Annotated in this window: 20 protein-coding genes and 1 pseudogene (1 of these 21 only partly in view); 13 read left to right on the top strand and 8 right to left on the bottom strand. The window is 60.0% G+C overall.

The window, feature by feature from the left end:
• Positions 1 to 8: 8 nt before the first annotated feature.
• From argF to shn_RS20395, 4 genes are all read left to right on the top strand, one after another.
• Positions 9 to 1,010 carry an ornithine carbamoyltransferase gene (gene argF, locus shn_RS20410; RefSeq protein ID WP_009450513.1) on the top strand — a complete coding sequence of 334 codons (1,002 nt, stop codon included), beginning with the start codon at positions 9 to 11 and terminating at the stop codon, positions 1,008 to 1,010.
• A 1-nt stretch (position 1,011) separates the two neighbouring features.
• Positions 1,012 to 1,938, top strand: a complete 927-nt coding sequence (gene arcC / locus shn_RS20405) for a carbamate kinase (RefSeq protein WP_064332047.1) — start codon at positions 1,012 to 1,014, stop codon at positions 1,936 to 1,938.
• 102 nt (positions 1,939 to 2,040) lie between these two features.
• Positions 2,041 to 2,376 (top strand): hypothetical protein, encoded by a 336-nt coding sequence (locus shn_RS20400; protein WP_064332046.1) that lies wholly within the window; start codon positions 2,041 to 2,043, stop codon positions 2,374 to 2,376.
• Positions 2,377 to 2,401: 25 nt separating this feature from the next.
• A complete protein-coding gene (locus tag shn_RS20395) occupies positions 2,402 to 3,280 on the top strand; it encodes a universal stress protein (RefSeq protein WP_234189395.1) in 879 nt (292 codons plus the stop codon).
• Between the two features lie 233 nt (positions 3,281 to 3,513).
• On the opposite strand, the gene shn_RS20390 is transcribed toward shn_RS20395, so the two are convergent.
• On the bottom strand, positions 3,514 to 6,354 hold the full coding sequence (locus shn_RS20390; RefSeq protein ID WP_064332045.1) for a cation-translocating P-type ATPase: 2,841 nt from the start codon (positions 6,352 to 6,354) through the stop codon (positions 3,514 to 3,516).
• Positions 6,355 to 6,646: 292 nt separating this feature from the next.
• On the opposite strand from shn_RS20390, the gene shn_RS20380 reads away from it, so the two are divergent.
• Positions 6,647 to 7,866 (top strand): IS3 family transposase gene (locus shn_RS20380; RefSeq protein ID WP_145925838.1). Its coding sequence is split into 2 segments (ribosomal slippage): positions 6,647 to 6,983 and positions 6,983 to 7,866, totalling 1,221 coding nucleotides; the frame shifts between segments, so codons are not numbered across the junction.
• Between the two features lie 84 nt (positions 7,867 to 7,950).
• Here shn_RS20380 and shn_RS20375 read toward each other — a convergent pair.
• Positions 7,951 to 10,296 (bottom strand): phosphoketolase, encoded by a 2,346-nt coding sequence (locus shn_RS20375; protein ID WP_064332044.1) that lies wholly within the window; start codon positions 10,294 to 10,296, stop codon positions 7,951 to 7,953.
• A gap of 566 nt (positions 10,297 to 10,862) precedes the next feature.
• Between shn_RS20375 and shn_RS37100 the strand changes: the two are divergent.
• The 7 genes and pseudogenes from shn_RS37100 to shn_RS35140 all read left to right on the top strand — a co-directional run.
• Positions 10,863 to 11,006 (top strand): annotated as a pseudogene (locus tag shn_RS37100) (IS5/IS1182 family transposase); the annotation flags it as partial.
• Positions 11,007 to 11,664: 658 nt separating this feature from the next.
• Positions 11,665 to 12,114: a phasin family protein gene (locus shn_RS20370; protein WP_064332043.1), complete on the top strand. Its 450-nt coding sequence runs from the start codon at positions 11,665 to 11,667 to the stop codon at positions 12,112 to 12,114.
• A gap of 3 nt (positions 12,115 to 12,117) precedes the next feature.
• Entirely contained in the window at positions 12,118 to 12,864 is a 747-nt protein-coding gene (gene phbB, locus shn_RS20365; protein ID WP_064332042.1) for an acetoacetyl-CoA reductase, read from the top strand.
• 72 nt (positions 12,865 to 12,936) lie between these two features.
• Positions 12,937 to 14,121 (top strand): acetyl-CoA C-acetyltransferase, encoded by a 1,185-nt coding sequence (locus tag shn_RS20360; RefSeq protein WP_064332041.1) that lies wholly within the window; start codon positions 12,937 to 12,939, stop codon positions 14,119 to 14,121.
• A 66-nt stretch (positions 14,122 to 14,187) separates the two neighbouring features.
• On the top strand, positions 14,188 to 16,518 hold the full coding sequence (locus tag shn_RS20355) for a DUF3141 domain-containing protein (protein WP_084438198.1): 2,331 nt from the start codon (positions 14,188 to 14,190) through the stop codon (positions 16,516 to 16,518).
• 85 nt (positions 16,519 to 16,603) lie between these two features.
• Positions 16,604 to 18,346, top strand: coding sequence for an alpha/beta hydrolase (locus shn_RS20350; RefSeq protein ID WP_064332039.1), 1,743 nt, complete (start codon positions 16,604 to 16,606; stop codon positions 18,344 to 18,346).
• A gap of 65 nt (positions 18,347 to 18,411) precedes the next feature.
• Entirely contained in the window at positions 18,412 to 18,591 is a 180-nt protein-coding gene (locus shn_RS35140; RefSeq protein WP_084438195.1) for a LysR family transcriptional regulator, read from the top strand.
• 49 nt (positions 18,592 to 18,640) lie between these two features.
• Here shn_RS35140 and istB read toward each other — a convergent pair whose 3' ends face one another.
• The 6 genes from istB to shn_RS20320 all read right to left on the bottom strand — a co-directional run bounded on the left by istB (position 18,641) and on the right by shn_RS20320 (position 23,650).
• Complete coding sequence (gene istB, locus shn_RS20345; RefSeq protein ID WP_064328778.1) at positions 18,641 to 19,435, bottom strand: IS21-like element helper ATPase IstB; 795 nt, start codon at positions 19,433 to 19,435, stop codon at positions 18,641 to 18,643.
• The gene (gene istA / locus shn_RS20340; RefSeq protein WP_145925847.1) at positions 19,425 to 20,957 is read right to left on the bottom strand and encodes an IS21 family transposase; all 1,533 of its coding nucleotides are present in this window, start codon (positions 20,955 to 20,957) and stop codon (positions 19,425 to 19,427) included. Before istA ends, istB begins: the two co-directional genes overlap by 11 nt.
• A gap of 54 nt (positions 20,958 to 21,011) precedes the next feature.
• Positions 21,012 to 21,659, bottom strand: a complete 648-nt coding sequence (locus shn_RS20335; protein ID WP_064332038.1) for a hypothetical protein — start codon at positions 21,657 to 21,659, stop codon at positions 21,012 to 21,014.
• Positions 21,660 to 21,701: 42 nt separating this feature from the next.
• Entirely contained in the window at positions 21,702 to 22,628 is a 927-nt protein-coding gene (locus tag shn_RS20330) for a DUF4238 domain-containing protein (protein WP_064332037.1), read from the bottom strand.
• Positions 22,629 to 22,831: 203 nt separating this feature from the next.
• Positions 22,832 to 23,347, bottom strand: coding sequence for a GNAT family N-acetyltransferase (locus shn_RS20325; RefSeq protein ID WP_064332036.1), 516 nt, complete (start codon positions 23,345 to 23,347; stop codon positions 22,832 to 22,834).
• Between the two features lie 3 nt (positions 23,348 to 23,350).
• Positions 23,351 to 23,650, bottom strand: coding sequence for a DUF1778 domain-containing protein (locus shn_RS20320; RefSeq protein ID WP_064332035.1), 300 nt, complete (start codon positions 23,648 to 23,650; stop codon positions 23,351 to 23,353).
• Positions 23,651 to 24,162: 512 nt separating this feature from the next.
• On the opposite strand from shn_RS20320, the gene shn_RS20315 reads away from it, so the two are divergent.
• Positions 24,163 to 25,151, top strand: the 5' portion of a protein-coding gene (locus tag shn_RS20315) for a recombinase family protein (protein ID WP_084438349.1). It continues 667 nt past the right edge of the window; the window shows 989 of its 1,656 coding nt (coding positions 1-989); it begins with the start codon at positions 24,163 to 24,165; its stop codon lies off the right edge, out of view.

Genomic DNA, 25,151 nt, shown 5'->3' with positions numbered 1-25,151 from the left:
GGTCTATCATGCCCGTTAACCTGAGAGGTCGCAGTGTCCTGAAGCTGCTCGATTTCACGCCGGACGAGATCCGTTTCCTGCTCAAACTGTCAGCTTCGCTCAAGCAGGCGAAATATGGCGGCTACGAGGAGCAACGCCTGAAAGGCAAGAACGTCGCGCTGATCTTCGAGAAGGATTCGACGCGCACACGCACGGGTTTCGAGGTGGCCGCCTATGACCAGGGCGCCCACGTTACCTATCTCGGGCCAACCGGCACCCAGATCGGCAAGAAGGAGTCGATGAAGGATACCGCCCGCGTTCTCGGGCGGATGTATGACGGCATCGAGTATCGCGGCTTCGGACAGGAACAGGCGGAAACCTTGGCGGCCTATGCCGGCGTTCCGGTCTACAACGGACTGACCGACGAGTTCCATCCGACGCAGATTCTCGCCGATTTCCTGACCATGCGGGAATACACGCGCAAGCACCTGTCCCAGGTAAGTTTCGCCTTCCTCGGTGACGCCGGAAACAACATGGGCAACTCGCTGCTGGCAGGCGCCGCGCAGATCGGCATGGATGTGCGCCTCGGCGCGCCGAAAGCCTGCTGGCCTGAGGACCATTTGGTGCGTCAGTGCCAGGAGATCGCAGCCAGGACCGGTGCGAAGATCGCCCTGACCGAAGATCCTTACGAGGCCGTCAACGGCTGCGATTTCGTCTACACCGATGTGTGGGTGTCAATGGGGGAGCCGGACTCGGTCTGGAAGGAACGCATTGAACTGCTCACACCCTATCGTGTCACCGCTGGCATCATGGCGGCGACGGGCAATCCGCATGCGAAATTCATGCACTGCCTGCCCGCGTTCCACAATCGCGAGACCGAGGTCGGCGAGAAGATCTTCCAGCAATACGGCATCGACAGCATGGAAGTGACCGAAGAGGTCTTCGAGTCCGAAGCGTCCATCGTCTTCGACCAGGCGGAAAACCGAATGCACACGATCAAGGCCCTGCTGGTCGCAACCTTGGGGTCGTGACATGAGGGTCGTGATAGCACTGGGCGGCAATGCGCTCCTCAAGCGCGGCGAGCCAATGACGGCCGATGCGCAACGCACCAACGTTCGCAAGGCGGCCGCAGCGATGGCCGATCTGGCGCGCGACCATGACATCGTGGTCGCCCATGGAAACGGACCACAGGTCGGTCTCCTCGCCTTACAGGCGGCGGCCTACAAAGACGTCGACCCCTATCCGCTCGATGTCCTGGGTGCAGAGAGCGTCGGCATGATCGGCTATCTGGTCGAGCAGGAGCTGACCAATGCGATGCCTGCGGGTTCAAGGATCGCGACACTGCTGACCCAGATAGAGGTGGACCGGGACGATCCCGCCTTCGCTCGCGCGGAAAAGCCGATAGGTCCGGTCTACACGCAGAACGAGGCGCTAAAGGCGAAAGAGGCACATGGCTGGCCTGTGGTAGAAGAAGCGCAGGGCCGCTGGCGCCGGGTCGTCCCGTCACCACTACCTCAGCATATTACCCAGATCGAGACGATCAGGCTCCTTGTCGAGGCTGGCGTCACTGTCATCTGCGCCGGCGGTGGAGGTATCCCGGTCATGCGCGAAGCCGATGGGACGCTTCGGGGACTGGAAGCGGTGATCGACAAGGACAGAGCAGCCGGGCTTCTCGCCAAGGCGCTCGGGGCCGACGCTTTCCTGATGCTGACCGACGTGGACGCTGTTTATGAGGGGTGGGGAACGGTCGATAGGCGGCCGATCCGCAAAGTAACGCCTGCCGAGTTGACCAGCGACGTGTTCGCGGCCGGGTCCATGCGACCGAAAGTCGAAGCGGCGTGCGATTTTGCGAACGCGGGCGGGATTGCTGGAATAGGCCGGCTTGAAGATGCGCGCGGGATTCTGGAAGGGCGGCAAGGCACGTTGGTGACGCTTCAGGCGATCAATCAAGCGAGCTGATATCGCAAGTATTCATTGGCGGCGTTTCGACAGGCCCGCTCTTGCGTTTGCGTCGCACAATATATGCGTACGGCCGTGTTCTGCATTACTGAGGAGTGAGATGTGCTGGATTCTGAAACTGCGATAGCTGGGCTTGACCAGGCGGTCGCACTGGTCGTGCCGCGGGAAATGCGGGAAGCCTTGTTCATTGCTGCCGCTCACGCATGGAATACCGGCGAGGTCACCTTCGACCACGACCTTGCCATGGCGGTCGACGCTGTGGCGGAGATCCTCGCCCTTCCGCGCAAGGAAGTCATCGACTTGATGATACAGGAATGGCTCCACGCCTCGGAGGGCTTCGTTTCAGTCGAAGACCGGCCGGATATCATATTTCGGCCTTCGCACATTCGTTCTGCCGAACAGGGCATGCCTACGGGCGTCCCTCCCATTGATAGCTGACGACCGAGCGCTCCGCGAACTGAAGGTGAGGACGGCATGGAGAACATGCCCCCCGAGACATATACTTTTCGCAACGGATTTCTCGGCCCGTTGCGACAGGTCACAGGAGCGCGCCATTCAGTTGGCTCTTCAGTGGCAGGCGCGTCTGACGGTGGTTCATGTGATCGAAGACGAAGACGACTTCCTTGAGCAGCCTGAGATGAGCTCTGTTCCGCGCGCCGTTTCGCGCAACGCTATACGCCTGCGTGAAGAGCTTACAGGTATTGATGGGCTCATAAGCGCCGTCGTCGTCAGACGAGGCCGTCCACTCGTCGAGATCAAGGAGATCGCTTTATGGGATAAAGCTGATCTGATCGTCACGGGAATATCGCGCAACGAAACCGATGGTCGGTCCTTATTGGGCAGCACGACGACGTCTCTATTGCGAGAGAGCGGACTGCCCGTGCTTGTGGTGAAAAAGAAGTCGGTCGATACAGGCGACCGGATTGTCGTAGCGACAGATGTTTCCCCGGCTGCGTCTGCCGTGCTCGAAACCACTGTCAGGTTCTTCCGACCTGAAACCCTTATTCTGTTCCATGCATTCGATCCTCCGTTCAAGAACTGGGTCGAGAACAAAGAGGCTTATAGTCACCAGTTCTCAAAAGATATCGCCCAACGAGCCAGAGACACCCTGGATCAATCTCTGATGACAGGCGGAGCTTGCCAGGTTCAAGTCGTCACGCTGGAGGGCGATCCAGCGGGGCAACTGGCTGAATATGTCGACGATAACGATATTGATCTGGTGATTGCCGGCACAGAAAGCAGGAGCACGATCCTGAACCTGTTTATCGACAGTGTGGCAGGCAATATTCTCCATGAGGTCCAGTGTGACATCATGATCGTTCCTAGCCATGCTCATCTTTGAAGCATACCGCAGGCATCGAACCTGAGAAGATCCACGTCGTGCTCCGCGGGCACGGTTTCGATAGTGAGAAGCCGAGCCCAAGGAGCCGTTGGATATCCGGCAAGGGCTTATAGTCATGTGGATTCCTCGCCGTGGACCGTCAGGGGGTGGAACGCGAGCTATCGGGGCGTCATGCGAAGCCTGTTACGATCATTAGTTTCTCTATCGAAGATGCCCTAGTGCCACCGGCTGTCTCAGGCGGCAACGAAGTCCCGCTTCTTGTTGTAACGTCGGGTGATCCACTTCCGGATTTCGCTGAACCAAAGGACGCTGCTGCTCATCGCAAGGCAGAGCAACCATTGATCAAGTGACAAAGGCACCGTTCCGAACGCGGCGTTGAGAAAGCTCACATTGACGACTGCTATCTGCAGGACAACAGACAAGCCGACCGCCGCCCAAAGCCACCTGTTCGCGAACAAATAGCTGAACGCGCTGCTGGATTCTGATCGGGCGCTGAAGCAATTGAACAGTTGGGAGAAAACCAACACGGTGAACCCCGCCGTGCGTGCTCGTTCCAGGCTCTGAGACCCTTCGATGAGCCCGCCGGGCAGATAGAAATCCATGGTCAGAAGCGCTGCCAGCGCCATCACCAGGCCGAGCGCGATAACGCTCCGCCACATTTGCGCGTCGATTGCGTGCTCGTTGGATTTGCGAGGCGGTCGCGCCATCACGTCGTCCGTTTCCGGATCGATACCCATGGCAAGAGCAGGGCCGGAGTCCGTGATCAGATTGATCCAAAGGATTTGAGTTGCCAGCAGCGGAAGAACCAGTTCGCCACCGCCGGCGTCAGCCAATCCTATCATGCCCGCTCCGATGACGCCGAGGAAGACGGTCAGCACCTCGCCCATATTGGAAGACAAGAGATAGCGCAGGAATTTGCGTATATTGTCGAAGATTCCGCGTCCTTCCTGCACGGCGTCGACGATCGTGGCGAAATTGTCGTCGGCCAGCACCATATTGGCCGCTTCCTTGGTAACTTCCGTCCCGTTGATTCCCATTGCGATGCCGATATCCGCCGCCTTCAACGCCGGCGCGTCGTTGACGCCGTCGCCCGTCATCGCCACGACATTGCCATCGGCCTGCAGAGCATCGACGATGCGCAGCTTGTGCACGGGAGCGACGCGGGCATAGACCGAAATCGTGCGAACTGCCGCCGCGAACGCGGCATCGTCCATTGCGTCGAGATCGGCCCCGGTCAAAGCCTTCGCGCCGCGATCGACGATGCCAAGCAAAGCGGCTATGCGCGATGCCGTACGCGGATGGTCGCCGGTGATCATCATCACGCGTATTCCGGCCCGGCGGGCTTTCGATATGGCGACGGCCGCTTCTTGCCGAGGCGGATCGATGATCCCGACCGTGCCGACAAAGATCAGATCATGTTCAAGGTCTTCGCCCTCCTCCGTGTCTTCGCCATCGGCCAGCGGCCGATAGGCGACCGACAGAGTGCGCAAGGCGTCGTCGGAGAGCCGTTCAACTTCGGCGGCGGCATGCGCGCGCTGTCCGGCGTCGAATGGAACGACATCCATACCGATCCGTACATGCGTACAACGAGCCATCAGAACATCCGGTGCTCCCTTGGTAACGAGAATCCGCTCGCTGCCATGCTCATGGTCGATCTCGATGGTCGACATCATCTTGCGGTCTGAACTGAACGGAATTTCGTTGATGCGTTCGAAGCGTCGCCTGCGGCGGTCGTCAATTTCGAGCTTACGCTCGGCAACCAGAAAAGCGGCCTCAGTGGGATCGCCCTGAATTTCCCAGACTCCGTTCTCCGCCTGGCGCAGGGCAGCATTGCCAGCCAGACTGCCGCCGCTCAGAACCACGATCTGCTCGGCGCGCAGAGGCCCCTTGAAACCTCCACCGCCCTCAACTTCCAGATTGCCGACAGGCGCATACCCGACGCCAGTGACACGGCTGCTGCCGGACGCCGTTACGATGCGCTCGACCGTCATTTCGGATCGGGTCAGCGTTCCTGTCTTGTCCGAACAGATGACGGAAGCCGAGCCGAGCGTCTCGACCGACGAGAGCGTCTTGACCACGGCTTTTCGTCCCGCCATGCGTTGGACGCCAAGCGCGAGCACCAGGGACAATATGGCGGGGAGGCCTTCCGGGACTGCGGCGACGGCCAGCGAAACGCCCATCAGCAAAACGGAAATTACGTCGGAAGGGCCGTGGATGTCGGAAACCAAAAGCACTGTCGCGACCACGACGATGGCGATGGCGACAACGGCAATCCCGAGCGCGCGGCCGACCCGGGCGACCTCCTTCTGCAAGGGTGTCGTTTCCTCCTTGCTGGCGTCCAGCATCTGCGCAATGGTGCCGATTTCGGTCCGCATTGCGGTTCCGGTGACAATTGCACGACCAGTTCCCTGAACCACCGCGGTCCCTTTGAACACCATGCAGAAACGCTCGGCCAGCGGGGCAGGATGATGCAGAATGGCTGCATCCTTGAGGATGGCCTCGCTTTCGCCGGTGAGCGAGGCTTCCTGCACGCGAAGGCTTGCTGCGCTAAGCAACCTTGCATCGGCTCCGACGGCGTCACCCTCCTCAAGCAGCAGGATGTCGCCCGGCACAAGCTCGGCGCAGGGAATGCGGATTCGCTCGCCGTCCCTCAGAACGGAGGAGGTAACGGCGGTCATTCGCGCCAGCGCGGCCACGGCATCAGCAGCTCTTGTTTCCTGCACGAAGCCAAGAGCTGCATTCGCCAGGACCACCATGGCTATCACGACTGCGTCGATAGGCCAGCCCGCATGCCCGTCAATAGCCCATGCCGCGAGGGCGATAATAATTGCTCCGAGCAGCAGATACACGAGTGGATCCCGGAACTGGGAAAGCAGGCGCTGCCAGATAGGAATCGGCGGCACCGCACGCAGTTCGTTGGGACCATTTTCTGCCAGCCGGCGTGCTGCTTCCGTTCTTGTCAGACCGCGCTGGGCGTCACTGGCGAGTTTGTCTACGACTTCCTCCGCGACGCGGAGCGAGTAGTCATCCGGTGTCTGCGGGGCGCGACCGCAGGGATTTCCGTCGCCCTTCATTCAGCAGTCCCTTCTGTGATCTCTCCATGTCTCGTTTCCAGGCAGGCACCAACCAATTGATCAGCGGGCCTGCTGGGGAGACATCGACCTCATGCCCACAAGGAGCGTTTTAGCCCATCCGAGTGGGGAAGAATGTCATCGAGACAGGTGACGACCTGTCATCAAGCCGCACAAGTGGCTACACGAATGATCCGCCCCGGCTTGGAAGCGATGCAAGGTAAGTGAATTAGCCCCCGAAAGGCCCGGACATGCTCCCCCACTTAGCTAAGTGGGTAGGAGTAATGTTGGTAATATGACTGGTAGCAATTTTAAGATGGAAGTTCTCTCCGGGCCGGAACGTCGGCGGCGCTGGAGCACGGCAGAGAAGCTGGCGATCATTCAAGAGACCTACGAGGCGGACGCAACGGTGAGCATCGTCGCGCGTCGGCACGGCATCCAGCCGAACCAGTTGTTCGCCTGGCGCAAGCTGGCATCCCAGGGAGCACTGACGGCGACGGCCGCCGAAGAGGAGGTCGTTCCGGCATCCGAATACCGGGCGCTTCAGGCCCAGGTTAAGGAGTTGCAACGCCTGCTGGGCAAGAAGACGATGGAGAGCGAAATCCTCAAGGAAGCCCTCGAAATCGCCGGTGGCCCAAAAAAACGGATGTTGCGCTCGATCTCTCTGCCGAGAGGGATTTTGGAATGAAGACCATCTGCGAAACCTTGGGTGTCGCCCGCTCGAATATCGCTGCGCGTGCCACGGGTTCCGCTTCCAGAGCCAGAGGACGGCCGCCACTCCCGGATCGGGAGCTGGTGGAAGAAATCAGGGCCGTCATTGCCGACATGCCCACCTACGGCTATCGGCGGGTCCATGCCATCCTGCGCCGGAATGCCCGGAAAGACGGGCGTTCGTGGCCCAACGCCAAGCGCGTCTATCGGGTCATGAAGCTGCACAACCTGCTTCTGGTGCGCCACACCGGAGCGGTCGATGATCGCCGCCACGATGGTCAGGTCGCTGTCGAACGCTCCAACATCCGATGGTGCTCGGACGGCTTCGAGATCGGCTGCGACAACAAGGAGAAGGTCCGTGTCGCCTTCGCCCTCGACTGCTGCGACCGTGAGGCAATCGCCCATGTCGCCACCACGGAGGGCATCAAGAGCCAGGACGTGCAGGACCTCGTGATCACCGCCGTCGAGAACCGCTTCGGTCGCATCAACATGTTGTCCGAGCCCATCGAATGGCTCACCGACAACGGTTCGTGCTTCGTCGCCAGGGATACCGCATCCTTGCTCCGCGACATCGGCATGGAGCCGTGCACGACGCCCGTGCGCAGCCCGCAATCGAACGGCATGGCCGAGGCCTTCGTCAAAACCTTCAAGCGCGACTACGTCGCGGTGAACCCCACCCCGGATGCCGAAACCGTCATCGCGCAACTGCCGCTCTGGTTCGAGCACTACAACAATCTTCACCCGCACAGTGCTTTAGGATATCAATCACCGCGCGAGTTCATCAGCTCGCAATCTCAAACCTGAGCATGTCCGGTCTTTTGGGGGCAACTCCAGTAAGGCACCGAACAGTATCAGCATTCTCCGGTTCCTGAGATGATTTCGTCAGCGTTAAGGCCACGTCCAGTCCCGGATTTCGGGCATATCTTCTCCATGTTCATACACATACGCCTTGTGCAGGACGAGCTTCTCCTGGAGTGCTGCAACGATCTCCGCTCCCTTCTCCTTCAGGACGGGAAGACGCTCGATCGCCTCGATGGCCAGATGAAACCGGTCCAACTCGTTGAGGACGGCCATATCGAAGGGCGTCGTCGTGGTCCCCTCTTCGATAAAGCCGCGCACATGGAAATTTGGATGGTTGGCGCGTTTGTAGACAAGGCGATGGATAAGGTAAGAATAGCCGTGATACGCAAAGACCACCGGTCGGTCGCGTGTGAAGATGCTGTCGAACTTCTCGTTAGAAATACCATGCGGGTGGTGTTGCGGCGATTGCAGCGCCATCAGGTCCACGACGTTCACGACTCGGATGCGCAGATGTGGCAGAGCCTGCCGCAAGAGGTCGACAGCGGCGAGCGTTTCCATGGTCGGCACGTCGCCGGCGCAGGCCATCACGATGTCTGGCTCCAATCCGTCCTCGGTTCCAGCCCAGTCCCATATTCCAAGGCCCGCCTCGCAGTGCTGCTCGGCCTCCGTCATGGTCAACCATTGAGGCGCGGGCTGTTTGCCAGCGACAATGACATTCACCCGATCCCACGTCTTGAGGCAATGATCGCCGACCCACAACAGGGTATTCGCATCCGGGGGCAGATAGACGCGGACGATGTCGGCGCTTTTGTTTGCAACGAGATCGATGAAGCCGGGATCCTGATGGCTGAACCCGTTATGATCCTGCCGCCATACATGAGAAGTCAGAAGATAGTTTAGCGAGGAGATCGGCTTGCGCCATTCCAGTTCGCGCGAAACCTTCAGCCATTTGGCGTGCTGGCTGAACATGGAGTCCACAATGTGGATGAACGCCTCGTAGCAAGAGAAGAACCCATGGCGGCCAGTGAGCAGGTAGCCTTCAAGCCATCCCTGGCACAGATGCTCGGACAGTACTTCCATAACGCGCCCGTCGGGCGACAGATGATCGTCAGTTTCGAGCGTTTCGGCCATCCAGACCCGGTCCGTCGCTTCGAACACGCTGCCGAGCCGGTTGGAAGCCGTCTCGTCCGGCCCGAACACACGGAAGTTCCGCTCGTCATCGTTGAGCCGTAGGACGTCGCGTAGATAATCGCCGAGAACTTTCGTCGCCTGCGCTTCCGCCGCGCCGGGCCGGCCGACCTCCACGGCATAGCTGCGGAAGTCGGGTGTACGCAGTTCCTTGCGCAGAAGGCCGCCGTTGGCATGCGGATTGGCGCCCATGCGCCGCGGACCCTTGGGTGCCAAGGCCTTGAGCTCTGCCTTCAGTGCGCCCCTTTCATCGAACAAGTCCTCCGGGCCGTAGCTCCGCAGCCATTCCTCGAGGATAGCGCGGTGTCCTTCGTCCTCGCGGCAATTCGCGACCGGCACTTGATGAGAGCGCCAGTGGTTCTCCACCATCTTGCCGTCCACGACCTTAGGTCCTGTCCAGCCCTTGGGGCTGCGCAGAATGATCATAGGCCACTGCGGGCGCACCGATGACGAGGATGCCTTCCCTCGGATCGCAGCGAGCCGATCGAAGACAGTGTCGAACACTCCGGCCATCTGCTGGTGCATTTCAGCGGGCTCGCTACCCTCGACAAAGAACGGCTCATAGCCGTAGCCGATGAAAAGATGCTGCAACTCGTCGTCGGAAAGCCGCGCAAGAACGGTGGGGTTGGCGATCTTGTAGCCGTTGAGGTGCAGGATGGGCAGAACCATTCCGTCACGGGCCGGATTGACAAATTTGTTAGAATGCCATGCGGCCGCGAGCGGTCCGGTTTCTGCCTCGCCGTCGCCTACCACGCAAGCCACCACCAAATCGGGATTGTCTAGCGCGGCGCCGTAGGCATGAACCAGCGCATAACCCAGCTCACCGCCTTCATGGATCGAGCCTGGCGTCTCCGGCGCAACGTGGCTCGGAACGCCGCCTGGAAATGAGAATTGCTTGAACAGCCGTCTCATTCCGGGCTCATCATCACCTATCTCGGGATAGGTTTCGGAATAGACGCCTTCCAGCCAGGTATTCGCAACCATGCCGGGGCCACCGTGCCCAGGCCCGCAGACATAGAGGATGTCCGCGTCGCGCTCGGTGATGATCCGATTCAAATGCGCATAGATGAAGTTGAGCCCCGGGGTCGTTCCCCAATGCCCAAGGAGGCGCGGTTTGACATGCTCCGGTTTCAGCGGTTCGCGGAGTAACGGATTGTCCATCAGATAAATCTGGCCAACGGATAAATAATTGGCCGCACGCCAGTAGCGATCGATTAGCGATAATTTTCTGGTATCAAGCGACATAATGTTCCTTGTTGCATCCACGTTGCTAAGCGCGAGATCGTGTTGGGACTTAAGAACTGGAAGCGATCTGCGCAAATATCACTGGCGATACAACTCGCGAGTGAACGACTGACCGCACGGTATATTTCTAACACCCAATGGTCAACGACTGATGACGATAGCTGATGCTGCGGGTATGTCACCTGATATTTGCATCGCGCTCCGGCGTCGAAATCAACAGGATCGGTTGTTCGGAGGCGGTTAGTCGGTCCCTCCTTCGCACCAATGCCCCTTAGGTTTCATTCCCTGAGAGCAGCCTTCCCGGTCGCCAGAAAGAGGCTGGAAATCATCTCGGCGGCGGCGCTGATGAACAGAGGTCCCCGCTAGCCTGAGAAATAGCCGAAGACCCATTGGCGCGGAGCATCGATAACTCGTGATAAACTGATGCAGGGCCGCTGAAACTATGGTGATTTAACCCGACGGACGTCTTCAGTTTCCACGATTCTGACGATCTGAATGTCCTCCTTTGCTGATTTCGTTTTCCCCCTCAAGGCAAACAGCAAGGTCACCTATGCCCTCTCGCACCGCGCTACCGCCAGCGAGATCTCGTCGAGCGCTTTTCCAATCGCATCAAAAGCTTTGGACGAATCGCAACCAAGCACGACAGGCACGCACAAAACCGCCTCGCCGCGATCAAGCTCGTAGGAGGTCGTAGCTGGTGTCAAACGTAACGGGTCGACGGATTACCCTGTTAACTCCGCCGAAATGTTCGTTGATCCGCCTCGATCCGCGATCCCGGATCGACGGCGCCCGATGCGCAAGCGGTCATTGTTTTGAACGCTATTGACAAGCCGAACCCGATTTACATATGGTTCGCGCACTGTCATCAGCTGATGATTGAGTCGTCATCTACCGATGATAAAGAACGGCATCTAATTGATCGTAACTATAGTTTAAAGTTGTTCTTAGAATCTGGAGTCATGCATGAGCATCAAGGCGATTAATATTGAAACATATTCCGAACTACGGCGAGTAATACAAGTCTTATGGGCTTAATTAAATATAGAACTTTTGTTCCCGGCTCGCTACCCTTAGCGCTGCAGACTTAGGTCTGTCTCTGGCCCGTTTGGAGGAGCTTGTGGGCATTCCCTCATCCGGACTGGTACATGCCAGCCGCAGATTTCTGTCACGATCTCGACAAAAAGCAGGTTTGCTGGGAGCCAAATACAGGTCCAGCCAAAAGATCACGCGGCAGCTCGTCCCACATGCCTCGCCGCAGCATCCCATTTTCGGCTTCGCCGATGCGAGATGCAAGCGACTCCGCCGGGCGATCGAAGCGATGGTCTAAAATCCCGCCCCCGGGCAAATCAAAACCGAAGGAAGGTTTCCATGAGTGTCGACGTCGTGCCCCTTAAATTGCACAAAGCCAACCTTGAATTGCAGATTCAGATCAACCGCCTCCTCCAGGAGGGCGGCAAGCGGTGGGTCGATGTTGCTTCCCAGGCGAGCGCCGAAGGCATCGCCGAGGTCAAGGCCGAGATCGAAGGCCTTCGCAAAGCCGAGAACTGGCAAAGCCTCGCGACACTGCCAGGCGAATCGTTCTGGCGGCAGTTACAGCAGCGTGTCGGAGATACGCAAGAGCTTACCCAAGTGGCGATCAGCAATCAGGCGGCGTTCACCAGTGGCCTCCAGGAGGCGATCGAAACCTGGCAGAAAGCTGTCAGCGAGACTGTGGGCGGCGTGGGTTCGGCGCAACCGATCCGGGACATCTTCAAGCAGTGGGCCAACCTCTGGCCTGTTCCGGGCGTGAAGACTTCTGAAAAATCCGCTGGCGCGTGAACGATGTCGACTGAACCAAGGACTGCTTTGGTGACCGGTGGCATGGGAGGCCTGGGCGAGGCAATCGCCCGGGCTCTACACGACGCAGGCCACAAGGTGCTCGTGACCCATGCACGCGACGAGGGTTCCGCCCGCGAATGGCTATCCGCCGAGAAAGCCAAAGGCTACAGTTTCGTTTCCTACGACGTGAATGTCGCCGATTTCAAGTCATGTCTGCGCATGGCCGAGCGCATCGGCACCGACGGCCATCGGGTCGACATTCTCGTCAACAACGCGGGCATCACCCGCGACGCCACGTTCCGCAAGCTCGAGAAGGAAAACTGGGACGCGGTCCTGCGGGTCAATCTCGACTCGCTGTTCAACGTCACCAAGCCTCTCATCGACGGTATGCTCGAACGCGGCTGGGGGCGGATCATCAACATCTCATCGATCAACGGGAGCAAAGGCCAGTTCGGGCAAACTAACTACTCTGCCGCGAAGGCAGGTATCCATGGCTTCACCAAGGCGTTGGCTCAGGAAGTTGCCAGGAAGGGAATTACCGTCAACACGGTCTCGCCCGGCTATCTCGCCACCAAGATGGTGACAGCGGTCCCCGAGGATGTTCTCGCCAAGATCGTCGGCGCCATCCCGGTCGGGCGCCTCGGTGAACCCGACGAAATCGCGGCGCTCGTCGCCTTCATCGCAAGTGACGCCGCCGCCTACATGACCGGCAGCAACATCGCGATGAACGGCGGCCAGCACATGTACTGACGCCGCGCCGGCACGCACGGGGCGAAAGGTCCCGCGTCGTCCCGTGCGTGCCGGCGACTTAAGGAGTTGAGAATGACGAAGGACGTCGCCGTACTGGCAGCAACACGGACCGGCATCGGTGCCTTCCAGGGCAGCCTTGCCAACCTGCCGGCCTCCGATCTCGGTGCCGCGCTGATCCGCAGCGTGCTCGAGGAGACGGGAATCGCCCCCGAAGAAATCGATGAGGTCATTCTCGGGCAGGTCGTTTCGGCCGGAGGCGGACAGAATCCGGCGCGCCAGGCCGCCCTCAAGGCCGGCCTCCCCCATGCGGTGCCGGCACTCACGTTGAACAAGGTCTGCGGCTCGGGCCTGAAGGCGGTCCATCTTGCGGCTCAGGCGATCCGCGCCCGGGACGCCGATCTCGTTCTGGCCGGCGGCCAGGAGAACATGTCGCTTGCCCCCTATCTGCTGCCCAGGGCCCGCACGGGACTTCGGCTCGGCCATGCACAGATCGAGGACAGCCTGATCCGGGACGGTCTCTGGGACGCCTTCAACGATTGTCACATGGGCATCACGGCCGAGAACCTCGCGGAGCGCTATTCGATCACGCGTGAGGATCAGGATGCGTTTGCCGCCGCCTCGCAGAACAAGGCCGTCACCGCGAGCGCTTCCGGCCGTTTCCGCGACGAGATCACACCGATCACCATTCCACAGCGCAGGGGTGACCCGGTCGTTTTCGACACCGACGAGCAACCGCGCGCGGACACGACGGCAGAAGGACTCGCCAAGCTCAAGCCGCCCTTTAGGAAGGACGGCACGGTGACCGCTGGCAATGCCTCGACGATCAACGACGGCGCCGCCCTGCTCGTACTCGCCAGCGCGGCCAAGGCGAAGACCCTCGGGCTGCCCGTGCTGGGTTGGATCAGAGGATATTCCAGCGCCGGCGTAGATCCCGCCATCATGGGCATTGGCCCGGTCAGCGCCACGCAGCGCACGCTCAAGCGGGCCGGCTGGACCATCGGCGATCTCGATCTCATCGAGGCCAACGAGGCTTTCGCGGCACAGGCGCTGGCTGTGAACAAGGAGCTCGGCTGGGATACTTCGAAGGTCAACGTCAACGGCGGCGCGATCGCGCTCGGGCATCCCATCGGCGCCTCGGGGGCGCGCATCCTTGTGACGCTCATTCATGAGATGCAACGACGTGGCGCGCGGAAAGGTCTGGCGACGCTGTGCATCGGTGGTGGACAGGGCGTGGCTCTGGCGCTGGAGGCGAACTGAACCGTCAGGTTGAGGCGCGAGCCTTCGTCCTGTCCTTGTCAAATGGCGATGCATCGGAGGAAACCCATGTCCGAGCCAACAACCTCAAAAACGCAATGGTCGGATTTGCATGGCGATCCTTTGGCGCTGCTGCAAGCGGCCTATGCCTATGGGATCGATGCATGGCAGCGCTCGATCCTGTATGCGGATATTGAGAGACAGGTGGGCGACCAGTATCGCGACAAGCTGCGGGACGGCAGTCCCGGCGTCCTCAACTTCCCCTTCGAATCCGTCATGTCGGGGGCGGACCTGCCGCGACCGACCAACTATGCGCTCGTGCGGATCGTACCGTCCGGCGGCCAGAAGGCCGACGAGACGCGGCGCCCGTTCATCGTAATCGACCCGCGCGCCGGGCATGGGCCCGGCATCGGCGGCTTTAAGCCCGACAGCGAGATCGGCGCCGCGATCAAGGCTGGTCACCCGTGCTACTTCGTGGGCTTCCTGCCCGATCCCGTTCCCGGCCAGACCATCGAGGATGTCATGCGCACCTTCTCGGCCTTCGTCGAGCGAGTCGGCGGGTTGCATCCCGGAAGCAAGGGCAAGCCGGCGGTGATCGGTAATTGTCAGGCCGGCTGGCAATTGCTGATGGCGGCGGCGGTCTGGCCAGACCTGTTCGGGCCGCTGATCGTAGCCGGCACGCCGCTGTCCTACTGGGCGGGCAACAATCCGATGCGCTATGCCGGCGGCCTGCTCGGTGGGAGCTGGCTGACCGCGCTGACCGGCGACATAGGCGCCGGCCGATTCGACGGCGCATGGCTCGTGCAGAACTTCGAGAACCTCGATCCCGCCAACACGCTCTGGTCGAAGCAGTACAACGTCTACGCAAGCGCCGACACCGAGGCCGAGCGCTATATCGGTTTCGAGAAATACTGGGGCGGCTACGTCTTCCTCAACGACGTCGAGATGCAGTACATCGTCGACAACCTGTTCATCGGCAACAAGCTCTCGACCGCGCAACTCATGACCTCCGACGGCTTGCGCATCGACCTGCGCAACATCCGCTCGCCGATCGTCGTCTTCTGCTCATACGGCGACAACATCACCCCGCCTGCGCAGGCCCTGGGCTGGATCACCGACCTTTATCGCGATGACGACGAGGTGCTCAGCCACGACCAGACCATCCTCTACACCACGCATGACAGCATCGGCCATCTCGGCATCTTCGTCTCCAGCAGCGTCGGCAAGAAGGAGCACCGCAAGTTCGCGAGCATGATCGACCAGATCGACCTCTTCCCCGCGGGCATCTATCGGGCGACGGTCGACGCCACGCCCCAGGACGTCCGCGACTTCGCCGACTCCCACCTGATGTCGGTCAGGCGCAGCAGCATCGGGGAAGTTCGCGACATTGTCCGTCCGGATCCGGAATCGGACTGCCGCTTCGCCGCGGCCGCCCGGGTCTCCGACATCAACCTGGCTCTCTACCGCAACACGCTGCAGCCCTGGATACGGGCCTTCTCGACGTCCTACTCCGCCCGATGGCTGCAGGCGCTTCATCCGCTGCGGGCATCGTTCGAACTATGGTCGAGCGACCATCCGCTGGCGAGCACCGTGAGCGAGCTCGCCAGCGAGGTTCGCCAGAACCGTCAGCCGGTGCCTTCCGACAATCCGTTCCTCGTCATGCAGCAGGACCTGTCGCGTGCAGTCGAGCATTTCTTGGATCGATATCGCGACCACCGGGACCAGATCTACGCGATGTGGTTCGATGTCCTGTACGGCTCGCCGGGACTGAAGGCTCTCGCCGGACAGACGATGGACGACGCGCGTCCGGCCCGGCCCCATCCAGGTGATACCCCCGAGCACCGCGAGATGGTCCGGCAGATGGTCGCCCGCTTGGACGACCAGTTGCACAAGGGCGGGCTGCTGGAGGCCTCCCTTCGCGCCCTGTTCCATGTCCTCCATCACCAGGGCAGCATCGACGAACGTCTCTACCACCACGCTGCCCGGTTCTGGAACGACGGTGCTCATTCCGGTTTCGATCCCGGCTTCTTCCGGCGGCTCGTGCGCGAACAGGCCCTGCTGCTTGCCTATAAGGGCGATGCGACCATCGAAGCGCTCCCTGCGCTGCTCGAAGGGTCGGACGCCGACGAGATCGACAGGGTCGCAATGATCATCTCGGAACTGGCGCACGCTGGCGGCGACACGCTCCCGGATGCGGGCAATGCGGCCCTTGCGCAGGTGACGGAGATGTTCGGGCGCGCAGCGGAGAAAGCCCGGCAGGCAAAAGCGGTTGAGGCCGAAACGCCGCCAGTGACGGGTTCGGAACCTGCCGCGCCGTCCCCCCAGGCGACGCAAGCGCCGGCCGCCGGCACATCTGAAGCGAAATCTCCTCCGAGGCGTGGACGCCCCCAGAGGACGTGACCCGAGCTTCGGGCGGCCTCAACTAACTAGGAACCGAAATGTTTGCCGGGCCCGCCGATGGTCGCGGCGGGTGGAAGTGACTGAGATGGAATCAAGAAAAGAAGAAAAATCGAGCAAGGAACTGGACGAAGAGGCGCACGCAGCGTGGTCGCGTGCATGGTCTTCGATTTCACCGGAATCGCCCTTGCTCGCGTGGATGGACTGGGCAAGCCATCTCGCGACAAGTCCGGGTAAGCGCGCCGAACTCTCGCGATTGGCGCTTGATCAACTGGAGCGAATCCAGACCATCATCAAGGCAGGACTTTCCCAGAGTGACGATGGTCAGAGTGCTGGCGCCTTGCCACCTTTGTCGGACCGGCGGTTCGCCGACCCCTCATGGGGCCAATGGCCGTTCAACCTGTTCGGACAGTCCTTCGAAATGCAACGTCGCTGGTGGGGAGAGGCCACGCGCGATGTCTGGGGCGTTGACCCGCATCATCAGCGTCTCGTCGCCTTCGGTGTGGAGCAGTGGATGGAGATGCTTTCGCCCAGTAATCTCGCGATGCTTAATCCAGTCGTCATCAGGAAAAGCCTCGATGAAAACGGAGCCAATCTGGCGCGTGGCCTCTCCAACCTGTTCGACGACATCGCGCGCCGAATGGCCAATCAGCCCCCGGCCGGGACGGAGAATTTTGTCGTAGGAAAGGACGTCGCCGCCACGCCGGGCAAGGTCGTGTTCAGGAACCGGCTGATCGAGCTCATCCAGTACGAGCCCACCACGGAAGTGGTCCATCCGGAACCGATCCTGATCGTTCCTGCATGGATCATGAAATACTACATTCTTGATCTGTCGCCCCACAATTCCCTGATCCGCTACCTTGTCGATCAGGGTTTCACCGTCTTCTGCATCTCCTGGAAAAACCCGGATCCCGGCGACCGCGACATGGGCATGGCCGAGTATCTCGACCTTGGTTTCCACGCTGCGCTCTCCACAGTCAACACGATTGCGGCCGGCGCCAGAGTGCATGCGGCTGGCTATTGCCTCGGCGGTACGCTGCTTTCCATCGCTGCGGCCGCCATGGCCCGCGACCTCGACGACAGGCTGGCATCCGTGAGCCTGCTCGCAGCCCAGACGGATTTCAGCGAGCCAGGCGAGCTCGGTCTGCTCATCGACGAAAGCCAGATCGCGCTCCTCGAAGCGCAGATGGCCGAAGTCGGCTACCTGCATGCCGAGCAGATGACGGCGGCCTTCCAGTTGCTACGCTCGTACGACCTGTTTTGGTCGCGCATCATCAATGAGTATCTCTTGGGTGACCGCAGACCGATGAACGATCTGATGGCCTGGAATGCCGACGGCACACGTCTGCCCGCGAAGATGCATTCACAATATCTTCGTCGTCTCTACCTGCAGAACGACCTGGCATCCGGCCGATATCAGGTGGGGGGCAAGCCTATTTCGCTTGGGGATATCAACCTCCCGATATTCTGCGTCGGCACAACCACCGATCACGTTGCGCCATGGCGCTCTGTCTACAAACTGCATCTTCTCACAGCGACGGAGGTCACCTTCGCTCTGACGAATGGAGGTCACAATGCAGGAATCGTCAGTGAGCCGGGCCGCCCGCGGCGCCAGTATCAGGTCAGTAGGCGAGCGCGCGGCGATACCTATGTCTCTCCCGACGATTGGGTGGAGAATACGCCCGTCAAGCCAGGATCTTGGTGGCCGGAATGGGCGGATTGGATGGCCGAGAGGTCTCAAGCGCGCGACGCATCCGCGCGACACTTGAACGCCAGCACGGTCATTACGCCGCTTGCAGACGCGCCAGGCGACTACATCAAAATGTCATAAGAAACGATTGCTTGGAATAGTATTAAAAAATCTATCGCCGCTCCACTCACCTATAAATAGGATACATGGTCAATAAAGCTAGAAAAATCTATGAATCTTGGATTGAAATCCGTCATTTGCGTTACTTTGTTGCATCAGCGGAGCAAGGGAGTTTTCGAAAGGCGGGTAAATCGTTAGAAATACAGGAATCAACCATCAGCAGGTGCGTCCGTGATCTGGAAGTGTTGGTTTCCACGCAGAACTGAGCCGGTTTTTCCACCGAGAAGTGAGCCACCTCTGAGTATGGTTTTCTGATCAGGGTTTGGTCAAGGGATTGGCCTTTTCTCCTCTCTTCTGTGCTGCTGCGGCCGAGCTGGCCTTGAAGCGGAAGCTGTCGTTACCGGTTTCCAGGATGTGGCAACGGTGGGTCAGGCGATCGAGCAAAGCTGTCGTCATCTTGGCGTCGCCGAAGACGGTTGCCCATTCGCTGAAGCTGAGGTTGGTGGTGATGACGACGCTGGTGCGCTCATAGAGCTTGCTCAACAGGTGGAAGAGCAGCGCTCCGCCGGAAGCACTGAACGGAAGGTATCCTAGTTCATCGAGGATCAGCAGATCGAGACGGACCAGCGTCTCGGCGATCTGACCTGCCTTGCCCTTTGCCTTCTCCTGCTCGAGCGCATTGACCAATTCGATGGTCGAGAAGAAGCGGACCTTCCGGCGGTGATGCTCGATCGCCTGGACCCCAAGGGCAGTCGCGACATGTGTTTTTCCTGTGCCCGGCCCACCGACGAGCACGATATTCTGCGCCCCGTCCATGAACTCGCATCGGTGCAGTTGGCGCACCGTCGCTTCGTTGATTTCGCTGGCGGCGAAGTCGAACCCGGAGATGTCCTTATAGGCTGGGAAGCGAGCAGCCTTCATGTGATAGGCAATCGAGCGAACCTCACGTTCGGCCATCTCGGCTTTCAGCAACTGGGACAGGATCGGCACGGCCGCATCAAAAGCTGGAGCCCCTTGCTCAATCAGGTCTGTGACGGCTTGGGCCATGCCATACATCTTCAGGCTCCGCAGCATGATGACGACGGCGGCACTTGCGGGATCATGACGCATGGCGACCTCCCACGATCCGGACACGCAAGCCATCGTAGCGTTCGACGTTGGCCTTGGGTTCACGCAACAAGGTCAGCGCCTGTGGCGTGTCGATGTCGGGGCCGTCAGTCGTCTTCCCATCGATCAGACGATGCAGCAGGTTCAGCACATGCGTCTTGGTCGCGACGCCTTGATCCAGAGCCAGCTCCACAGCCCTGACGACGACCTGTTCGTCGTGATGAAGCACCAGAGCAAGGATATCGGCCATCTCACGATCGCCGCCCAGGCGACGCAGCATCTGGTCCTGCAACTGTCGAAAGGCCAGCGGCAATTCCAGGAAAGGCGCACCATTGCGCAAGGCACCGGGCTTGCGCTGAATGACGGCAAGGTAGTGTCGCCAGTCGTAAATCGTCCGCGGCGGTTTGTCGTGGCTGCGCTCAATCACCCTCGGATGTTCGCATAGGACATTACCCTCGGCCGCAACGACCAGTCGCTCGGGATAGATTCGCAAGCTGACAGGCCGGTTCGCAAACGATGCAGGCACGCTATAGCGGTTCCGCTCGAAGGTGATCAGGCATGTCGGAGAGACACGTTTGCCCTGCTCGACGAAGCCGTCAAACGCAGCGGGGAGCGCCATCAATGCTGGCTGTTCCGCGGACCAGACGTCCGCGATCGTGCCGGGCAAGGTGCCGTGTGCTGTGTCGCGCCACAGGTCCTGGCAATGCTGTTCCAGCCAGGCATTCAATGCCGCCAGATCAGGAAAGTCCGGCATCTGTTGCCACAGTCGCGGCCGGGCATCCTGGACATTCTTCTCGACCTGGCCCTTCTCCCAGCCCGCGGCAGGATTGCAAAACTCAGGCGCAAAGACGTAGTGGTTCGTCATCGCGAGGAAACGGATATTGACCTGTCGCTCCTTGCCACGACCGACGCGATCGACCGCGGTTTTCATGTTATCGTAAATGCCGCGAGCAGGGACGCCGCCGAACACACGGAAGCCGTGCCAATGGGCGTCAAACAGCATCTCGTGCGTCTGCAGCAGATACGCCCTGACCAAAAACGCGCGACTGTGCGATAGCTTGATATGCGCGACCTGCAGCTTTGTGCGCTCGCCGCCAATGACGGCATAGTCCTCACTCCAATCGAATTGGAATGCTTCGCCTGGGCGGAAAGACAGCGGAACAAATATGCCGCGGCCCGTCGTCTGCTGCTCACGTTGTCGTTCCGCTCGCCAATCACGGGCGAAGGCGGCAACCCGACCATAGGAGCCGGTAAAGCCGAGAGCCACCAGGTCGGCATGAACCTGCTTCAGTGTTCGTCGCTGTTTGCGCGACTTCCCGGCCTCGGTCTTCAGCCAGGCCGCCAGCTTGTCGGCAAACGGATCAAGCTTGCTCGGTCGTTCCGGTACGGTGAATGTTGGTTCGATTGTACCAGCGTTCAGATACTTCGCGATCGTGTTCCGCGACAGCCCTGTTCGCCGGCTGATCTCGCGGATCGACTGCTTCTCACGCAGCGCCATCCGACGAATGATATTTAAAAGTCCCATGTGGATCACTCCGTTGCCCCCGTCGCTCTCCGCGTTGGGGAAGGTTCACATGGCTCAATTCTCAATGGAAATTATGCGCCTAACCGGCTCAGTTCTGCGTGGAAACCAACACTGTGTGATCATATCGTGAGGGTCGACCGGATACCGATAAAGACCGCGGGGATCGCAGTTGCCCGCATCGCCGAAGTGGTGCAAGCGTATTTCGGCCTCGTGCTTGAAGGCCCGACGCTTGAGAAGAAGCGATCGGACGAGTCCTCGTGCCGAGATTTCCAGGCGTCCGTTGTTGGCCAGATATTCCTTCAGGACCGGCTCGGTTTCATAGCTGACGGCGCCTACAAAACAGGTGTCTTGAGGCATGCGAGGGTGAGCTGCGGCAAGCGATGTCAGCAGTTTGCGTGGCGTCGAACGGATACGCAGATACCTCTTACTCGGATCGTTCGCATAAATTCCCCACATCGCTTCCGAGAGGCTGTGCCGCGTCCAGCATTGGCCGACGAAATCATCCTTGAAACCGTAATCGAACCGTTCTCCATCCAACGTTCCGCCGAGGTTGAGCTGGAAATTCTCAAACTTATCCTTCCAATTGCTGATCTTGCTCAGGACGTTCTGGCTGTCGCTGAACAGCGTGAAAACGTACTCCTGCGGCATGATGCGATAGATGTGTTGATCGAGTTCCTTGTCGTCCAGATTCAGGAAATTCATTCTTGTTGTTCCCCCCATTATGACACTCCTAGTTCGAACACGCTATTTGGCCTGACGCGCCGCTTCGTCTCGTCGCCGTTGAACGATGCTTTCCATCAGACGCGGCTGTGGCGTCCTGCCGAAGCGGTTCTGAATGAAGCGCGCCTGATTCTGATCCATGCCGTAGACGAACCGCGATGCGCCTTCGACGACCTGCCGATTGCATTCCTTCACGAGAGCGATCTGGTTTGTGCGCAGGACTCCATCGAGAAAGCCGCGATCATGGGAGGCGATGAAGAGAAGGCGCGGACCAATCGGCAGCGCGATATGGTCACCCTCCTGATCGAGGCCATTCGTCCTGATTATCGGGCGGTCGGAGGTCAGGAATGCGGGGGCGGCTGGCGGTGATTGCAGCACGCGCCAGTCCATTTCGTTGATTTTGCCGCCAACGCTGTCGTGGTCGACCAGGGAATAGAAGACCTGGAACTGATGGCGTTCCTTGATGCCTAGCGGTTGGCCGGCGAGGAACTCGGCAAAGGTCTCTGGATCTTCAGCGCCGCGCGCAGCCTGATAGCGCGCTTCAGCGTCAGCGTCGGTGCGGCTGAAATCCTCGTGCCACCATTCCCTGAAAGCCTCGATATCCTCGGGGCAACGCAGCAGCAGCGACAGGAGAAACCTCGTCCACGCCGAGCGGCTATGGCTGTCCCAAGGCGCCTGGTGGCCGTGTCGTTCGAGCATGGTGAGCGCGTTGGACGCCCAGGTATCGAGCGGCTTGAAAAACTTTTCTTCAACCTGCTGCGCAAGGCTCGGCTCAAAGCCCTTCAGTTCATACAGGCGCTCCTGATACCCGGTGCGATCAGGCATGATCCTTCTCGCGACGATGTCATGACGCGGTTTGGTGAACTCCGTGACCTTGCCGTCGCCACCCGCCCATCTTCTCAGGTAAAACGCTGGAATATAGTGATGCTTCGTTGGAGGGTTTGACGTCATGTACTGTATTAAGCCGATTTCGCGATATTACCTCAAACGATAACAAGTACAGAATGTGATTTCACCGGAAATTCTTGCCTTTCACCGTTATCTCGCCGATGTTGGCGTGACCGTCCGACAAGGTCCGGCCCCGGAACGGGCTCGGCAGCAGGCCGCGCGGATCTGGCGCCGGAGTACCGTGATGGTGCGCGTCCCCGCATCCGCTAAATGCCGGTTTGGGCGTCAGCGAGTGAGGCTGCGATCGCGGCCATCGAGCGGAAAAGAACAAGCGGATCGTCCCGCGTGGGAAGGAAACCACGCCGTTGCCAGAACTGCGCGGCTTCATTATCCACGGCGTTGACCATCAGCGCGCGCCCGCCGATCAGACTTGCGGCCTGAACGCAGCGCTGAAGCGCATGCTTTACCAGGCCCGTGCCAATGCCGCGCCCCGACCATTCCGTATCGGTGGCAAGCTGGCCGAGAAGAAGGCAGGGGACCGGATCGGGCGGCTGACCAGTGCGGATCGAGCGCGGCAGCACTCCCGGGACAACGGCGGTCGGAGCAAGACCGTAGTAGCCGACGACACGTCCAGCCTCGTGAACAACGAGAACGGCCGTGAAACCCTTCTGCTGATTGGACAGAGCGCGTGTCTTCAGCCAGTGATCAAGCGTCGGGTTTCCACAGGAGAACTCCGACACGTCATGCGTGGCGGTGAGTGGTTCGGGAGCCGATAGCGCCACGATTTACCGCTTGGGCTCATAACCGGCTTCCCAGGGCGCCGGCCGCCTGGCCAGTTCGACCATTTCGGGAACCGGAGCTGCCGGGGCGGCGAGAACCTCTATGAATCCGGCGAACCCTTGCGGGCTCATGCGGATCAGGCTTTGTTCCATGACGACTTCTTCGGCCGCACGCACCGCAGCGTCACGCACGAAGTCGGTTCGCGAGCGCCCACGCAGCGTTGCCGCGCGATCGATCATCGCGACATCCGCTTCCGGCAGTCGCATCGAGATTGGATATTCCTTACGTTCGGCATTGGCGGCCATAAATTTTCTCCTTGACCGCATGATAAGAGATTGTATCGTAAAACGCAATACGCTACGATGGCGTTCATGTTGAGCGATCTGAAAAATGCCATCTCGGTGCGACCGATGGTCGGTTCGGAGACAAAAGCGAACAGGTTATTTCGCTATGCCACAGCGCGCGGACGTACGCCGCGCCGCGCCAGCATACGCCGGAACACAGCAATAGTCGCCGAGCATTCTATCGTGTTTTCAGTTGCTTATACTTCATATCCGGCAAACTCTACCGGGCATGAGCGTGCGATCAACCCATACTCCGGCGAAAATGAAGAGAAGCGAGCGCGAAGAGCTGCTCGAATCTCTTCTGCTCAACGAACCGGAACTTACCTTTACTCCTCGTGGCGATCCCGACCCGCGGCTTTTGCGTTTGGTGGACTTTTTGGCGCGGCAAGCTGCGCGGGAATGCTACGCGGAGGAAGTGAAGGCGACGAGGCGACGGGGGAAGCGCGCCTCTTGATGCAGAGAGGAGACGCGCATTGAAGATCGCGATCTACGCCCGCTATTCGTCCGACAGTCAACGCGACGCGTCCATCGCCGACCAGTTTCGGATGTGCCGCCTTCATGCTGAGAAGCAGGGTTGGACCATTGTCGAGGAATACTCTGACCACGCCGTTTCCGGCTCCAGCATGATCCAGCGCGCTGGCATCCAGGCGCTGATCATGGATTCCAGCCGCGGCCGTTTCGACCTGGTCATGGCCGAGGCGCTGGATCGGATCAGCCGGGATCAGGAAGACATCGCCGGCATCTACAAGCGCATGCGCTATGCCGACGTGAAGATGCTCACCCTGTCGGAGGGCGAGATCAGCGAGTTGCATGTCGGGCTCAAGGGCACGATGAACGCGCTCTTCCTGAAGGATCTGGCCGACAAGACCCGCCGCGGGCAGCGTGGCCGTGTTGAGGCCGGAAAATCGGGCGGCGGCAATTCCTACGGTTATGACGTGGTAAAGAGGTTCGACGCCAACGGCGAACCGATCCGCGGAGACCGCACGATCAACGAGGCTCAAGCCGAAGTCGTCCGCCGCATCTTCCGCGACTATGCCGCCGGCAAGTCGGCCAAGACCATAGCCTTCGCGTTGAACAAGGCGGGTATCGCCGCCCCGTCCGGCGGAGATTGGGGCTTCAGCACGATCAACGGCAACCCCAAGCGGGGGAACGGCATCCTCAACAATGAGATGTATGTCGGCAAGATCGTCTGGAACCGCCAGCGCTTCGTGAAGGACCCCGATACAGGCAAGCGCCAGGCTCGCCCCAATCCCGAATCCGATTGGGTCGTTCAGGAGGCGCCGGAGCTGCGCATACTCGACGACGATCTCTGGAAGGCCGTGAAGGCGCGACAGGGCGAAAACCGGACGGAGAGGGACGAGAGCGGTGTCGCCGATATCCGCAAGATGAACTATCGCCGCCGACCCAGGTATCTCTTTTCCGGCCTCACGCGTTGCGCTTGCTGCGGGGGCGGCTATTCGGC

Origin of the sequence: Shinella sp. HZN7 (assembly GCF_001652565.1) — a bacterium.
In the GTDB taxonomy this organism is placed as follows: Bacteria; Pseudomonadota; Alphaproteobacteria; order Rhizobiales; family Rhizobiaceae; genus Shinella; species Shinella granuli.
The sequence above is the reverse complement of the archived record's forward strand: the minus strand, read 5'-3'. Positions and strand labels throughout refer to the sequence as shown.